The organism is Alterinioella sp. (assembly GCF_058343375.1).
In genome coordinates this window covers 51911-66838 of record NZ_JBTUJH010000069.1, presented here as the reverse complement: position 1 = coordinate 66838, position 14928 = coordinate 51911, and the positions used below count along the sequence as shown (strand labels likewise).

16 protein-coding genes and 1 other RNA gene are annotated in these 14928 nt (G+C 62.9%); 9 read left to right on the top strand and 8 right to left on the bottom strand.

The annotated features are described in order from the left end of the window. Positions 1 to 65: 65 nt before the first annotated feature. Positions 66 to 896: a prephenate dehydratase gene (locus tag ACW8PS_RS10215; RefSeq protein WP_491527283.1), complete on the top strand. Its 831-nt coding sequence runs from the start codon at positions 66 to 68 to the stop codon at positions 894 to 896. Positions 897 to 944: 48 nt separating this feature from the next. Here ACW8PS_RS10215 and ACW8PS_RS10210 read toward each other — a convergent pair whose 3' ends face one another. Both ACW8PS_RS10210 and nudC read right to left on the bottom strand, forming a co-directional pair. Next, on the bottom strand, positions 945 to 1415 hold the full coding sequence (locus tag ACW8PS_RS10210) for an SRPBCC family protein (RefSeq protein ID WP_491527282.1): 471 nt from the start codon (positions 1413 to 1415) through the stop codon (positions 945 to 947). Between the two features lie 47 nt (positions 1416 to 1462). Then, a complete protein-coding gene (nudC, locus tag ACW8PS_RS10205) occupies positions 1463 to 2431 on the bottom strand; it encodes an NAD(+) diphosphatase (RefSeq protein ID WP_491527281.1) in 969 nt (322 codons plus the stop codon). A 216-nt stretch (positions 2432 to 2647) separates the two neighbouring features. Between nudC and ACW8PS_RS10200 the strand changes: the two genes are divergently transcribed. The 4 genes from ACW8PS_RS10200 to rsgA all read left to right on the top strand — a co-directional run bounded on the left by ACW8PS_RS10200 (position 2648) and on the right by rsgA (position 6920). Then, positions 2648 to 4459 (top strand): bifunctional 2',3'-cyclic-nucleotide 2'-phosphodiesterase/3'-nucleotidase, encoded by a 1812-nt coding sequence (locus ACW8PS_RS10200; RefSeq protein ID WP_491527280.1) that lies wholly within the window; start codon positions 2648 to 2650, stop codon positions 4457 to 4459. A 10-nt stretch (positions 4460 to 4469) separates the two neighbouring features. Then, positions 4470 to 5294, top strand: a complete 825-nt coding sequence (locus tag ACW8PS_RS10195; RefSeq protein ID WP_491527279.1) for an alpha/beta hydrolase family protein — start codon at positions 4470 to 4472, stop codon at positions 5292 to 5294. A 159-nt stretch (positions 5295 to 5453) separates the two neighbouring features. Beyond that, an RNA gene (gene ffs, locus ACW8PS_RS10190) (signal recognition particle sRNA small type) lies at positions 5454 to 5552 on the top strand. 330 nt (positions 5553 to 5882) lie between these two features. Then, the gene (gene rsgA, locus ACW8PS_RS10185) at positions 5883 to 6920 is read left to right on the top strand and encodes a ribosome small subunit-dependent GTPase A (RefSeq protein WP_491527278.1); all 1038 of its coding nucleotides are present in this window, start codon (positions 5883 to 5885) and stop codon (positions 6918 to 6920) included. A gap of 17 nt (positions 6921 to 6937) precedes the next feature. On the opposite strand, the gene ACW8PS_RS10180 is transcribed toward rsgA, so the two are convergent. The 3 genes from ACW8PS_RS10180 to ACW8PS_RS10170 all read right to left on the bottom strand — a co-directional run bounded on the left by ACW8PS_RS10180 (position 6938) and on the right by ACW8PS_RS10170 (position 8268). Next, positions 6938 to 7378, bottom strand: coding sequence for a phosphatase domain-containing putative toxin (locus ACW8PS_RS10180; protein ID WP_491527311.1), 441 nt, complete (start codon positions 7376 to 7378; stop codon positions 6938 to 6940). A gap of 41 nt (positions 7379 to 7419) precedes the next feature. Beyond that, positions 7420 to 7719, bottom strand: coding sequence for a hypothetical protein (locus ACW8PS_RS10175; protein ID WP_491527277.1), 300 nt, complete (start codon positions 7717 to 7719; stop codon positions 7420 to 7422). 72 nt (positions 7720 to 7791) lie between these two features. Then, positions 7792 to 8268 (bottom strand): DUF6404 family protein, encoded by a 477-nt coding sequence (locus tag ACW8PS_RS10170; RefSeq protein ID WP_491527276.1) that lies wholly within the window; start codon positions 8266 to 8268, stop codon positions 7792 to 7794. 182 nt (positions 8269 to 8450) lie between these two features. Here ACW8PS_RS10170 and ACW8PS_RS10165 point away from each other — a divergent pair, with 182 nt between their 5' ends. From ACW8PS_RS10165 to recR, 3 genes are all read left to right on the top strand, one after another. Continuing rightward, positions 8451 to 10202: a DNA polymerase III subunit gamma/tau gene (locus tag ACW8PS_RS10165; protein WP_491527275.1), complete on the top strand. Its 1752-nt coding sequence runs from the start codon at positions 8451 to 8453 to the stop codon at positions 10200 to 10202. A 73-nt stretch (positions 10203 to 10275) separates the two neighbouring features. Next, complete coding sequence (locus ACW8PS_RS10160; RefSeq protein ID WP_491527274.1) at positions 10276 to 10620, top strand: YbaB/EbfC family nucleoid-associated protein; 345 nt, start codon at positions 10276 to 10278, stop codon at positions 10618 to 10620. 1 nt (position 10621) lies between these two features. Further along, positions 10622 to 11221, top strand: a complete 600-nt coding sequence (gene recR, locus ACW8PS_RS10155; RefSeq protein ID WP_491527273.1) for a recombination mediator RecR — start codon at positions 10622 to 10624, stop codon at positions 11219 to 11221. Positions 11222 to 11451: 230 nt separating this feature from the next. Here recR and ACW8PS_RS10150 read toward each other — a convergent pair whose 3' ends face one another. Then, a complete protein-coding gene (locus ACW8PS_RS10150; protein ID WP_491527272.1) occupies positions 11452 to 12084 on the bottom strand; it encodes a ribonuclease T2 family protein in 633 nt (210 codons plus the stop codon). Between the two features lie 133 nt (positions 12085 to 12217). On the opposite strand from ACW8PS_RS10150, the gene ACW8PS_RS10145 reads away from it, so the two are divergent. Continuing rightward, entirely contained in the window at positions 12218 to 12976 is a 759-nt protein-coding gene (locus tag ACW8PS_RS10145) for a DUF1013 domain-containing protein (protein WP_491527271.1), read from the top strand. A 111-nt stretch (positions 12977 to 13087) separates the two neighbouring features. On the opposite strand, the gene ACW8PS_RS10140 is transcribed toward ACW8PS_RS10145, so the two are convergent. Both ACW8PS_RS10140 and ACW8PS_RS10135 read right to left on the bottom strand, forming a co-directional pair. Continuing rightward, positions 13088 to 13897, bottom strand: a complete 810-nt coding sequence (locus ACW8PS_RS10140; protein WP_491527270.1) for an SDR family NAD(P)-dependent oxidoreductase — start codon at positions 13895 to 13897, stop codon at positions 13088 to 13090. Positions 13898 to 13913: 16 nt separating this feature from the next. Further along, entirely contained in the window at positions 13914 to 14921 is a 1008-nt protein-coding gene (locus tag ACW8PS_RS10135; RefSeq protein ID WP_491527269.1) for a class I SAM-dependent methyltransferase, read from the bottom strand. Between the last annotated feature and the right edge of the window lie 7 nt (positions 14922 to 14928).

The following is a 14928-nucleotide window of genomic DNA, read 5'->3' as shown; positions in this document are numbered from 1 at the left end:
TTCGCCATGCCCTTGCAAGGTGTAGTCAGCGCGACAGAACGCCCTTTTGCAAGAAAGTCCGAGAGATGGCCGCACGTATCGCTTTTCAGGGGGAGCCCGGTGCATATTCGCATCAGGCCTGCCATGATGCCCGCCCCGAGATGGAGGCGCTGCCCTGCCATTCCTTCGATGAGGTGATCGAGGCGGTAAAAACCGGCGCGGCCGAGCTTGCCATGTTGCCGGTCGAAAACACCACCTATGGCCGCGTCGCCGATATCCATCGCCTGTTGCCGGAATCAGGCCTGCACATCGTCGATGAGGCTTTTGTGCGGGTTCATATCAGCCTGATGGCCCTGCCCGGCGTCAAGATCGAGGATATCAAGACCGTCCGCGCCCATCCCGTTCTGATCCCGCAGGCGCGCGACTATCTGGATCGCTATGGCATCAAGGGCGAGGCCGCACCCGACAGCGCCGGGGCCGCCAGACAGATCGCGGCCGAGGGGCGGCGCGATGTCGGCGCATTGGCCTCGGACCTGGCCGCCGAGATCTACGGGCTGGACCTGCTGGCCCGCCATATCGAGGATCACGCCCATAACACGACGCGCTTTCTGATCATGGCCAGCCAGCCCGATCTCAGCCGCCGCGATGCGCATATGATGACAACCTTCGTCTTCAAGGTCCGCAACATCCCCGCAGCGCTTTACAAGGCGACGGGCGGGTTTGCGACCAATGGCGTCAACATGACCAAGCTGGAAAGCTACATGGTCGGCGGCAGTTTCAACGCGACGCAGTTTTACGCCGATATCGAAGGCCACCCGGAAGATCCGATGGTCAAGCTGGCCCTGGAGGAGCTGCGCTATTTCACCTCGGAACTGCGTATTCTGGGGACATATCCGGCGGATCGGGCGCGCGGGTAATAGGCCGCCGCAAGGCCGAAAAACCGGGGCCGGCAAGACGCCGCGCCATCACCCCCGTTCGCGCCGCCAGGCATCTTCATATTCATTGGCCAGCGCCACGATCTTCGAGGTGATCTTGCCCTGCAACCGCTTGCGCGCCAGTTTCGCGGATTGGATGACAAGCCGCGCCGCCAGGGTCTTGGCCTGCAACTCCGCCACCGCGATCAGCCTGGTCTTTTCATCACCCAACGCCTCGAACCGCATCTCGAATATCACATTCATGCCGCCCACGACCGTATCAATACGGGCATAATCCGATGGGTTGTAGCTGGTCACGACGGCCTCCACCCCTCGGGTGCGGCCCTGAATGGAAACAGACCCGCGCCACGTGACCCCTTCGCTGATTTCAGTAAACCCGCCAACCCGCCGCAGTTCCGCGCCATAGCTTTGGGCCAGTTTTTCATAGCGAAAAAAATCGGTAAATCGCGCGAAGGTGAAATCCTGCGGCGCGTCAATCTCTTCGATCGTTTCAAATTTCATGCCTGGGCCCTGTTTGGAGTCTCTGGTTGCCTGGCCGGACTCTCACGTCAATCCAGCCGGTCCGCAAGCCAGTTCTCCATCAAAAACCGCGCAATGGCCCCTTTTCGGGCCGGCAGCAGGCTTGGGTGGTGCCCGGCCAGCGCCAGTGCCAGATCCTCGCGGCTGATCCAGAGCGCATCTTCCAGCTCCACCTTGTCCAGAACTATCTCGCGGCTGGTCGCTTCGCCGATGCAGCCAAACATCAGTGATGACGGATAGGGCCAGGGCTGGCTGGCGAGGTAGCCCACGCGCCCCACACTCACCGCCGTTTCCTCGAACACTTCGCGCCGCACCGCCGCCTCCAGCGTCTCACCGGGTTCCACGAACCCCGCCAGCAGCGAATACATCCCCTCGATCCAACCCGGAGACCGGCCGATCAACAGATCATTGCCATGCGTGATCAGCATGATCACCACCGGGTCGGTGCGCGGGAAATGCAGCGCCTCGCAGGCCGGGCAGCGCCGGTGCCAGCCGCCATGTTCAAAGCGGCTTTCCTTGCCGCAAGCCGCGCAAAACCGGTGCGACCGGTGCCAGCCGAGCATTGCCTTGGCACTGGCCGCAATTTCCGCATCGCGCGGCGTGAGCCCGGCCATTGCCAGCCGCAATTCGCGGAAACCCGCCCCCGGGGCCGCCGGATGGACCTGCCTGCTGTCATCGGCGAAACTGTCCAGCACCGTGGCATCCAGATCTTCGGGCTGCCAGGCCGAAATATCGGCGGCAAAGCACAACCGGTCACCATCGCGGCCCAGAAACAATCGGCTCTTTGGGGCCTGCGCCAGGATCGGGTCATCGCCCGCCACGAAATGCAGCGCCGGCCCGTGCGGTTGTTCCCCCATCAGCACTTTGCCCCGCCAAACCGGCAGCACAACCCGATCGCCGCTTTGCAGCGCCGCCTCCAATGCGGCCGCATCGCCGCGCAGTTCGGCCGCGCGCTCCAGCCCGCCGCCGCCAAAAGTGACCGTTTCTCCAAGTTTCATCGCAGCCCTGCCCCTGATTTCCGAGCCGTTCCGCCCGGCTGCTCTGGCGGGAATGTCGCAGATGTGGCACACCGGCGCAAACCGCAAGGCAATGGTGATGCTGGCTCTGGTCTTTTGACAGCGGGCTTGCTCTAAGGGCAGTCTCTATCTGGTGGGCATCAAAAAACGATGAAAAAGCAAGAAGATAAACTTGCGAGTGACAGTCCTGGACCCGTCGTGCAGCTGACATTGCTGGCAACGACCGACCTGCATGCCAGCGTCCGGCCTTATAATTATTATCTCGATACGCGCGTCGATGGGGCGGGGCTGGCCTGCATTGCCACGCTGGTCGACCGGATCCGGGAGCAAACCCCCAACTGCCTGCTGTTTGACAATGGCGACACGCTGCAGGGCACGCCGCTTGGCGACTACGCTGCAAAGGAGCGCCTGGCAGATGGCCGCCCGCATCCGGTGATCGCGGCGATGAACGCGCTTGGCTATGACGCGGCGACACTTGGCAACCATGATTTCAACTATGGCCTGGCGTTTTTGACCCAGGCGCTGCAAGGGGCGGATTTTCCGGTGGTGCTGGCCAATGTCGCCCGTGCCGATGGCGCGCCGTTCCTGCCGCCAACCGTGATGCTGACCCGCAATCTGCGCGATGCGGATGGTGCATGGCACAAGATTTCCATCGGTGTGTTCGGCCTTGTCCCGCCGCAGGTCACGACCTGGGACAAACAGATACTGGCAGGCGCGCTGGACACGCAACCGATTGTCGAAACAGCGGCCCGCTGCACGCGCGATCTGCGCGCCGCGGGGGCTGATATCGTCGTCGCATTGTGCCATTCCGGCCTGGGCCCGGAGGCGGACCGCCCGGATCTGGAAAACGCCATTCGCCCGCTTGCCCGGCTTGCCGGTCTGGATGCGATCATCGCCGGTCATTCGCATGAGGTCATTCCGGGGCCCGAAAGTTCCAGATCCACTGACACCCCCGATGATGTGCCGATTGTCCAACCCGGTGCCTACGGTTCGCATCTGGGGCAGATCACCTTGACATTGCATGCCACCGACGCCGGTTGGCAGGTAGCAGGTTCTTCGGCGCGGGCGCTTCCGATCATCGGCGAAAGCGGCGATCCCGCCCCGGCCAGCGACCGGCTGATGCAGGTGTCGGCCACCGATCACATGGCCACGCTTGGCTATATCCGGCGGCGCATCGGGGAAAGCACCCGCCCGCTGACCAGCTATTTCGCGCAAGTGTCCAATACCGCCGCCATCGCGCTGATCGCCGAGGCACAGCGCGCCGCCGCGGCCCAGGCCCTGGCGGGGCATCCGCTGGAGGGAATGCCACTTTTATCGGTTGCCGCGCCGTTCAAGGCGGGCGGGCGCGGCGGCACGCAGAATTACACCGATATTCCCGCAGGGCCCCTGTCGATCCGAAATATCGCTGATCTCTATATCTACCCGAACCGGCTGCAGATCCTGCTCGCAACCGGGGCCGAAATCCGCAATTGGCTGGAACGCAGCGCCAGTGCCTTTTACCAGATCACAGCGGGCAGCAGCGACCAGCGCCTGATCGACCACCGCTTTGCCAGTTACAATTTTGACGTCATGACCGGGTTGACCTACGTGATCGACCCGACCGAACCTGCCCGCTTTTCCGCAACTGGCGAGGACAGGATTGAGACACCGGGCCGCATCCGCGATCTGGCGTATCAGGGTTGCCCTGTGGATCCGACCGACAGGTTTCTTGTTGCCACAAACAGTTACCGCGCGGCTGGCGGCGGCCATTTCGACGCCCCGACCCGGTGCGATATGATACTGGACCCGCATCAGTCGATCCAGGACGTGCTGATCGCCCATGTCGCCGCCCATGTGCCAATATCGCCCGAACCGCTTGCGACCTGGCGCTTTGCCGATCTGCCCGGCACCTCCGTGATTGTCGAGACCGGCCACGGCGCGCGGATGCATGGTGAGGAGATCGCGCGTCTGGGGCTTGATCCCGCCGGATATAGCCCCGAAGGCTTTGCCCGATTCACCATGGAGCTGTGACACCGCCGCAATGCGTTTTCTGTATCTCAGTCTGCTGGCCGTTTTCGCCGTCGCGTTCATCGGCGCAACCGCCCTGCTTGTTCTGCCCGTCCTGACCCGTGACGGGGCGGCCTTCATGACGGTTGCCAACCCCGATGCAGCAGTAGCCAGCCTTACCGTCAGCGAACGCCCCGGCCTGCGCCCCGATATGCCCGCAACCTTTACCTACACGCCCGATGTTCCCGGGGCTGAAAGCTACCGGATCCTGGATGGTTTTACCCCACGCCGCTGGTGGGGCTACGCGCCCGATGGTCTGTCCGGCCCTGCGCCATTGATCCTGCTGTTTCACGGGGCGGGGCGGGGCGGGTTGTCGATGATCGACATGTGGCAGGGCGTGGCCGATGAAAACGGGCTGGTTCTGGTGGCCATCGACGACATCAATGGCGACCCCGCCGAGATCCCCGATGGCGGCTTTCTGCAAGATGTGATCAATGCCGCATCCGCCGCCTATCCGATCGACCGCGACCGGATGTTCCTGTTTGGTCATTCCGCCGGGGCCATTACCGCGCAACTGGTGGCCAATCGCGTCATCGGCCCGTGGCGCGGCGTGGCGGCACATGCGGGCTATGTGAACCCCGACCTGTTGCAGCGCATCGACGCCGCGCCACCGATCCGGCTTTATCTGGGCACGTCAGACCGTATCTTTGACGTAGCAGGCGCGCGTGTCGCGGCAGATTACATGGCCCGTGCCGGTCATGAATACGACCTTATCCTGATCCCCGGCCACACGCATTGGTTCTATCAGGGCGGCCCGGCTTTTGCCGCCGATGCCTGGGCGTGGTTTCAGACGCTATAGGGTTTGGGTCAGGGCGAATCAAAACATTGCGGCTGCGGCGCGCCTTTCTCAACCTCACCGCGGCCCCCCGTTTTCCAACCGGTAAAACCCTGGCGCAACTGGCGGCGCGGCAAAACCTCGGGGCTTGCGTGGCAGGCCGCAATCACCTACATGACGGGGTGAGAGGTTGGCGCGGGCAAGCACCTCGCCAACCTGGTCAGATCCGGAAGGAAGCAGCCATAACGAGCCTCGCTTGGGTCGTTGTCCAGCCTCTCACCAACGTCGCGTTCTGCGCAGCAGGTTGCGACGCCTTTACGTCGCGATTTTGTGTAACAAAACGCGACGCCCCGGCAGGCGGCGCATGCCGCCGAGAGGGGAAGGTTGCGTGAACCACCCCGGAGAGTCCTGACAATCCTGTCAGTTATTTCCGACCATCCGGCCCGGTTCCGCACCGGCAGGATTCGCCCCCCGAAGGAGACCCCATGACATTTGTGGCACCCTTCCGGGCCGACACAGCATAGGCTGCGCTGTTTTCGCCCGACCAGTTGAACCGCACGCGGCCCGCCCCGGCCCCGCGCCCGCAATTGATAGGTTTCGGGACATTTTCCATTGACTGACACCACACTGAAAGACCTCGGTTGGTCGCCTTTCTTTGCGGCCCAGATCAATCCTGAAATGCTTGGCCTTGCCGCGCGCATCAGCACTGTCGCCCGCGACCGGCTTGGCGCATTGACGCCATCGGGGCCGATCACCTTGCTTACATCCGGGTCTACCGGCGATTTTGCCGTCGGCGATTGGGTGCTGACCACGCCCGATGGCACCGCCGTGGCCCGGCTGCTGGATCGGAAAACCAGCCTGAAGCGCCGTGCCGCCGGCCATAACGTGGAGGCGCAACTGATTGCCGCCAATGTCGAGACCTTCGGCATCGTCACCTCCTGCAACGCCGATTTCAATGTCGCACGGCTGGAACGCTATCTGGCCCTGGCCGCCAGCGCCGGATGCCTGCCATTGGTGATTCTGACCAAGGCCGATCTCAGCGGGGATGCGCCCGATTATGCCCGCCGCGCCGAACAGCTTTCGCCGCTTGTCACCGCGATCACGATCAACGCCACCGACCCGGCCCAGATCGACACCCTGGCCCCCTGGTGCAAGGACGGGCAGACGCTGGTTCTGGCAGGCTCCTCCGGGGTCGGCAAATCCACCTTGTCGAATTTGCTGACCGGTGGTGCTGCTGCCACGCAAGCCATCCGCGAAGATGATGCCAGGGGCCGCCACACCACGACATCGCGCGATCTGGCCCGCACCCTGTTTGGCGGTTGGCTGATCGACACGCCGGGCATGCGATCCTTGCCGCTGACCGGTGTCGCCGACGGGATCGAGGCCGTGTTCGAGGATATCGAGGCGCTGACCGCGGCTTGCAAATTCTCCGATTGCGCGCATGAAACGGAGCCGGGTTGCGCCGTTACGACGGCCATCAAAGCCGGCGATCTGGACGCCGACCGCCTGGCCCGCTGGCAGAAACTGAAACGCGAGGACGCGCAAAATTCCGCCGCCCTGCACGCGGCGCGAGCGCGCGCGCGCGATAAATCGCAGCACAAGACGCATCGTGGCGCGCAATCGGCAAAAAAGAAAAAACGCGGCACATAATCGGACGCGGCGAGGCGTCACACCTGCAAAGCCCAGTTCAATTGGGCCTCTGTTTCAACGGCACAGGGCCGCGCGGCGCGCAACCTGTTCAGGGCTTCGGGGCCGCTTTCGCCTGCCTCGACCATCAGCCGCAGAACCGCCATGCCCGACCGCCCGCAGCCGCCATAACAATGGATCAGCACCCGCCCGCCACTGGCCAGAATACCGCCAGCCAGCGCCGAGACATCGGGCCATTTCGCATCCACCCCGGCCCCCGGCGCACCGAAATCAACGACCGGCAAGTGCCGCCAACCGATGCCATGGCGCGCCAGATCCTCGCCCAGATGGGCCGCATCATGGCTTGTCATCTCGGGCAGTGTCGTCATGCTGAGGATCAGATCCGGCTGCCACCCCAGCACCGTTTCCATATCCTGCGCATATGCCGTGTGCCGACCGGGCAACGGGCACAGGCCAATCACCCCGCCACCCGCAGCCAGATCATGAATGGCAAAACCAGCCTTCAAATCGGCACCACCGACAGGTAGAGAAATACGCCCGCGATCCCCAGCAGCGGGACCAGCGCCAGCAGAACCGGCACCAGCGCCAAGCGCCGCAGCCGCATATTTTCAACCCGGCGCCGCAGCGCCAGAATCACCAACCCGATCAGCAAGGCCAGCGCCTGAAACTGTAAAAACCTGGTGACCCGGTTCATTCCGCGCGTGAACCCGTCGCCTGTGGCCGGCTCCAGCATCGCCAACCCTGACATTGCCACCGCGACCGCCCAAAACGCCAGCAATATCCAGATCAGACCGTCCCGCATATCTTTCTCCCGTTCGGGGCCCAGCCTATCGCAGACCGGCCCCGGTGCCAAATCCGTTAGGCTCAAACCGGGTCAGTGCCCTCGGTGGAAGAAGCCCCTGCCCATAAGTTTCGCGACATATTCCGTCTCGATATCATCAAATTCTTCGGCCCCCTGTGGCCTCTCACTGGTCGGATCCACGTCCAGATCCTCCCACCGTGTCAGCTTCATCCGGCGATGCACCGCGCCCAGAAAGGGCACGAAAATCGCCGAAAACCCGACCCCCGACAAGAGGCCTACACCAAGCGCCAAACCAAGCGCCGACCAACCCGAATACTGCCCGCCCTGGGCCAGGACAATCCGGATGAACGGTGCCATCAACAGGCCGAACACAAACGCCAACTGCAGAAAAAACATGCCCCGATCCCCGTAATAGGGCGGGCGCTGATTGGGAAAGAAACGCAAGATCATGCGCATGCAAGCAGGCAGTCCGTTGCCACCCGCCACGCCGCGCCGTTCAAGCTCCAGAATCGCGTTCTGGCGGCGTCGCTGAAAGACCGGATCGGTCATGTCATATCCTTTGGGTTGAAGCGGTAGGCTACCCATCGGGGCCAATTTTGACAAGTCTGGCCGGGGCGCGGATGGCGTGGGAACGGTTTTTTCGCCCCCCTCCCAATTCGCCCAAGCCGGGTTGTTGCAAGCGCCGCGGCTCATTAGAACGGTAGCCGGACCACTGACCAAACAGGACGCTCATGACCGACACCACCGATACCGGATATCAGGTTCTGGCCCGCAAATACCGCCCCGCCCGCTTTGCCGACCTCATCGGCCAGGAGGCGATGGTCCGCACCTTGAAAAACGCCTTTGCGGCGGATCGGATTGCGCAGGCCTTCATCCTCACGGGCATTCGTGGCACCGGCAAGACGACCACGGCGCGGATCGTGGCCAAGGGGCTGAACTGCATCGGTGCCGATGGCGAGGGTGGCCCCACCACCGAGCCTTGCGGGACCTGCCGAAACTGCACCGCCATCATGGCCGGCCAGCATGTCGATGTGATCGAGATGGACGGTGCCTCGCAGACCAGGATCGACGATATCCGCTCGAACGTGCTTGAATCGGTGCATTACGCCCCCGCATCGGCGCGCTTCAAGGTCTACATCATCGACGAGGTTCACATGCTTTCGACCAGCGCTTTCAATGCGCTGCTGAAAACGCTGGAGGAGCCGCCCGCCCATGTGAAATTCATCTTCGCCACGACCGAGATCCGCAAGGTTCCGGTCACGGTTCTGTCGCGGTGTCAGCGTTTCGATCTGCGCCGGATCGAACCCGAAGTGATGATCGCCCATCTGCAATCCATCGCCGCGCAGGAAGGGGCCGAGATTGCCGACGACGCGCTGGCGCTGATCACCCGGGCCGCCGAAGGATCAGTGCGCGATGCCATGAGCCTGATGGATCAGGCGATTTCGCATGGCGCGGGTGAAACCACGGCCGATCAGGTCCGCGCCATGTTGGGGCTGGCCGATCGCGGCCGGGTCATGGATCTGTTTGACAAGATCATGTCGGGCGATGCCGCCGGTGCGCTGGATGAGCTTGGCAGCCAATATGCCGACGGGGCCGATCCGATGGCGGTGCTGCGCGATCTGGCCGAGATCGCCCATTGGCTGAGCGTCATCAACATCACGCCCGATGCCGCCAATGACCCCACCATCAGCCCCGATGAACGCAGCCGCGGCCAGGCGCTTGCCGGAAAGCTTTCGATGCGGGTGCTGGCGCGCACCTGGCAGATGCTGCTGAAAGCACTGGAAGAGGTGGCGCTGGCCCCCAACGCGATGATGGCCGCCGAGATGGCCGTGATTCGCCTGACCCATGTCGCCGATCTGCCGCCGCCCGAGGATCTGTTGCGCAAATTGCAGGCCATGACCCCGCCCGCAGCGGCAACCGCGCCCTCAGCGCCTCAGGCCCCCGGTGGTGCCCCCCCCGGCAGCGGCCCCGGCCCGCGCGCCCTGGCCCCGCGCGGGCCCTCCGGCGGTGCGGCCCCGGCGCTGGCCCCGGACGCGGACACTGCACTGGCCCATTACGCCAATTTCGACCAAGTGGTGTCGCTGATTGAATCGAACCGCGATATCAAGCTGCTGGTCGAGGTCAAATCCTGCCTCCGCCTGGTGTCCTACGCGCCGGGGCGGATCACGTTTCAGCCCACCGACCGCGCGCCGCAGGATCTGGCCCAACGCCTTGCCGGCTCGCTGAAAAACTGGACCGGAATGCGATGGACGGTCACGCTGGCCAATGAGGGCGGCGGCGAGACGCTTGAGGAACAGGACAACGCCAAGGCCCGTGCGCTGGAAGCTGAAGCCATGGAACACCCGCTGATGCAGGCGGTGATCGCGGCATTTCCCAGGGCGAAAATCACCGGAATCCGGTCGCGTGAGGCAATGGCCACCGAGGCCGCCGTTACCGCCCTGCCCGAGGTTGAAGATGAATGGGATCCGTTCGAAGAGGACTGACGCCATTGGCTTGCAAGGGCATTGGCCCGCCCGTATCTAATACGATAACCGTTTTTGATTGAGGATAGACGAAATGCTGAAGGGATTGGGCCAGCTTGGCGATATGGCCAAGATCATGCAACAGGCGCAGGAGATGCAAGGCAAGATGGCCGAGATGCAGGAAAGCCTGGCCGCGATCACGGTCGAGGGTGAAGCCGGAGCCGGGCTGGTGCGCGCCACTGCCACCGCAAAAGGGGAACTGACGGCGCTGAATATCGACCCGTCCATTTTCGACCCGAACGAGAAAGAGGTGGTCGAGGATCTGATCCTGGCCGCGATCAAGGACGCGCAGGCCAAGGCGACTGAACGCAGCAGCCAGGAAATGGCGCGCCTGACCGAAGGGCTGAACCTGCCCGAGGGCATGAAACTGCCCTTCTGACATGTCCGACGCGCCGCGCGATATCGAGGCCCTGATCGAGATCATGGCCAAGCTGCCCGGGCTCGGGCCCCGGTCTGCCCGCCGCGCGGTTCTGCATATGATCAAGAAGCGCGCCTTGCTGATGACGCCGCTGGCCGATGTGATGGCCGAGGTCGCAGCAACAGCGCGCGAATGCCTGACCTGCGGCAATATCGGCACCTCGGAAACTTGTGAAATCTGTCAAAACGGCAAACGCGCCAACGGCCAGATCTGCGTGGTCGAGGATGTGGTGGATCTCTGGGCGATGGAGCGGGGGCATGTATTTTCCGGGCGCTATCATGTGTTGGGAGGAACGCTCTCGGCGCTTGACGCAATCACACCGGAAGACTTGCGCATTCCGAACCTCGTGGACCGCTTGGCCAGTGAAGAAGTGACCGAAGTGATTCTGGCCCTGAATACCACAGTCGACGGCCAGACCACTGCCCATTACATCGCCGGCGAATTGGAGAACCACGATGTCACTGTGACCTCTCTGGCCCAGGGCGTGCCGGTGGGCGGCGAGCTGGATTACCTCGACGATGGCACAATCTCAGCCGCGTTGCGCGCCCGCAAAGCGTTCTGATCATAACCAAATTGCACCGCGCCTTCGGCACGGCAAAACATTACTTGGATTGGTGCCTGGCTGCACTGGAACACATTTGATCAGCCGTCGCGCCAGCCCATATCTCCGGCGCCTCCGGCGGGAGTATTTTCGCAAAGAAGAAGCGACAATTTTAATAAAATTTGCCTTCATCTTGGCAAAAATACCTCGGGGAGCGCGAGGGGCTGGCCCCTCGCTCCTGCCCTTGCCGCTCAGCGCATCGGCGAAAAGAGCGCGTCGCTGAGCGTGCAATCCTGCGCTACGTCGCGCCCGCAGGCGCGCGGTTCCAGGTCTCGTGTCAGGCAGATTCGGATTTCCTGCACCCGGCCATCGCGGCATGTCACTGTGGTCATTTCATCGCTCAGTTGCGGGTTTTCTTCCAGAAACGCCTCTTCGATCACTTCGGCAGGCAGGCGCAGGTCACGCTCTAGCCGGCGCAGGACCTCGGGCCTGTTGATCTGTTCATATGCCAGACGGGATTGTGCGAAATAGTCGGATGCGGGCAGGCCCGAACAAACGCCATGCTTGTTCCATTGATACCAGGCCAATCCCGAAGACCCCATGATATCGACCATGGCACCGGTCATGGCCCGCGATGGGTTGCTTTCGGGTGTCGGGCAAAAGCTCGGCCAGCCGGTCTCATATTGCGGCCACAGCCCGTGCAAGGTGAAGCCATAGCCCTGACCGGCATCGCATTGCGGCGATCCGCGCCCGTCGCCCTCGATCGCGCACCAGGTCGGTGTCCAGCTCAGCGACAACACGTAGTAATCAAACTCTCCGGCGCGTTCGCCTTCGGCCCAGGCGGGGCCCACGCTCAGCATCAATGCCAAAACGGCTCTTATCATTTGCCCTTTCCTCCCGGCTTTATCCTGCTTATATACGCCGCAACCTCCCTTACAATGAGGACGCGTCGCGGCCAGACCCGACGAGCCGTTTTCCGGCCCAAGGGGGATATGGGAATTTGAAGGAGCCTTCGAGATGAACAAACCGATCATGGCCAAAGCCACCGCTGTCTGGCTGGTGGATAACACCACCCTCAGCTTTCGCCAGATCGGCGATTTCTGCGGCTTGCACGAATTGGAGGTGCAGGGCATCGCCGACGGTGATGTTGCCACCGGCGTCAAGGGCTTTGACCCGATCACCAACAACCAGCTGACCCAGGAAGAAATCAGCGCCGCCGAGAAGGATCCGGGCCACAAGCTGAAACTGAAGTTCAACCCCGCCGCCGTGGGCGAAGAAAAACGCCGCGGCCCGCGCTACACGCCGTTGTCCAAGCGTCAGGATCGCCCCGCATCCATCCTGTGGCTGGTCAAATTCCACCCGGAACTGACCGATGGCCAGATCTCCAAGCTGGTCGGCACCACCAAGCCGACCATTCAGGCGATCCGCGAACGCACGCATTGGAACATCTCCAATATCCAGCCCATCGACCCGGTGGCACTTGGTCTGTGCAAACAAACCGAACTGGATGCCGTGGTGCAAAAGGCCGCCGCCAAGATCGCCACCGAAGGCGGTGGCATGACCGATGATGAACGGCGCAAGCTGGTTTCGACCGAGCAATCGCTTGGCATGGAAGCCGAGCCGCGCATTCCTTCGTCCATATCCGGGCTGGAGACTTTCTCGCTGTCCGAGACGGCCGATGACGAAGACCGCAAACCGGAGAAAGTGCTGGATGCAGAGAGCCTCTTCAACCTGCCCAAAGCAGATGAGGATGAGGACGAGGACGAACAACCCTGACCCAACCGCCACGGATCAGCCTGCATATCAGGCACCCCTTGCCGGCCCCCGTGCCGCGGGGGGGCTTTACGGCAGATTGCGTTTCATCCGGGCCGCATATGTCGAAACGCTTCAATGCGCCGCCGAGGTCACATTATCCAGCAACGTCCGCCCGCCATCGACGGTAATCAGCTCACCGGTTACAAACCCGGCCCCGTCCGAGCACAAAAACTGCACGGCGGCCGCAACTTCACGCGCTGATCCGATGCGACCCAGGGGCGTGCATTCCTTGATCTCGCTGCGCAATTCACGATTGTCTTTCAGGGTTTCTTTCAGGCTGTGGGACATCAGCGATCCGAACGCCACGCCATTGACGCGAATATGGTGCGGGGCCAGGGCCACCGCCAGGCTGCGGGTCACCTGATCCAGCGCCGCGGCGCTGACCGAATAGGCCAGCAGATCGGGGTGCGTGCGCCGCGCCGCGATGGAGGACAGGTTGACGATGGCCCCGATCGTGCCGTCCTCGACGCCATCTTCCTCGGCCTGGGCGATCATCCGCTTGGCGACGGCCTGGCTCAGCCGCAACGCCGTATACATATTCTGCTGCAACATCGTCTCGACCGTGTCATCGCTGGCATCCAGCGGGTCCGATACCATCAACTGACGCGACGCATTGATCAGGATATCGACCCGGTCAAAGGCGTCGATAGTGGCTGAAAGCAGGTTGGCAATCGTCAGCTTTTCGCGCAGGTCACCGGCAAAATACCGGGCGTGACCGCGTTCATCTTCGGCCTGCCCGACCTCATCGGCCAATCGCGCCTCATCGCGGTCGGCCAGCATCACATTGGCCCCCTGTTCGATGAAATGGCGGGCAATGGCCAGGCCCACACCATTGGCGGCCCCAGTGATGATGGCGGTTTTTCCAGCGACCGAAAGGGACATCCGAGATCTCCTGTTGTCAGGTGTAGCGGGCCGATTTCGGCTTGCCTGCCTGATAGAGTTTGTAGCCGCCATGCGCTGCCAGCAGCGTGCCGGTAGCGAAGTGCTCTTTCAGCGTGGCTTCATAGGGAAGATGGCGGTTGGACACCATGAAAAACTGGCCCGAGGGTTTCAGCATCCGCGCAGCCGACGCGATAAAGGCCTGGCCAAGGGCGGGTTGCGCGGCGCGGCCGGTGTGAAAGGGCGGGTTGGAAATGACGGCAGAATAGCGCCGCTCAGACTTGATCCGGGTCGCGTCCTGCCACAGAAACCGCGCGCGGGGGTCGGTGACGTTGATCTTTGCCGCCTCCAGCGCGCTCCATTCCGCCTCGATCAGGTCAAGCGTTTCAATCCTGGCCTGTTCCCTCAGCAGGGTTGCCGCCAGATATCCCCACCCGGCCCCCAGATCGGCCACATCCCCCTTGAGCTGCGGCACCAGCGCGGCCAGCAATTCCGACCCGGCATCGGGACCGGCGGGCGAAAACATGCCGGGGGCCGTCAGCCAGCCGCCATCGACCCGCGCAGGCATTGCGGCCCAGTCAGAGATATCTGCGGGAACCAGGTCGGGGCGGGTCAGCCAGAACAGTTTGCCATGTGCCTTCGACATCGTGCCCAGAAGCGGCAGCTGGTTTTTCACCGCCTTCAGCACTGATTCGATGCCTTCGGTCTTTTGCCCATCCACCGCGATCACGCCGCCGGGTTCGACATGCGCCATGGCAGCCGCGATCAGCGACAGCGTCTCGGCCTTGGATTTCACGATCTGCACCAGCGCGGCGGCGTATTGGCCCTCAGGTTCCACAACGGCATCAATCCCGCGCGCCTGCAATCTTGCGTGATCGGGCAGAAATCCCTGCACCGCCTGAACCCGGGTCACCCCCAAGGCATCCAGACCGGCATCGCCGCGCGCACGCATCACCAGAACGCGGCCCGTCTCGGGCCACGCCAGTTCACCGCTTTCCAGCGCAAGGGTCCAACGATCTGGAATCATTCGGGCG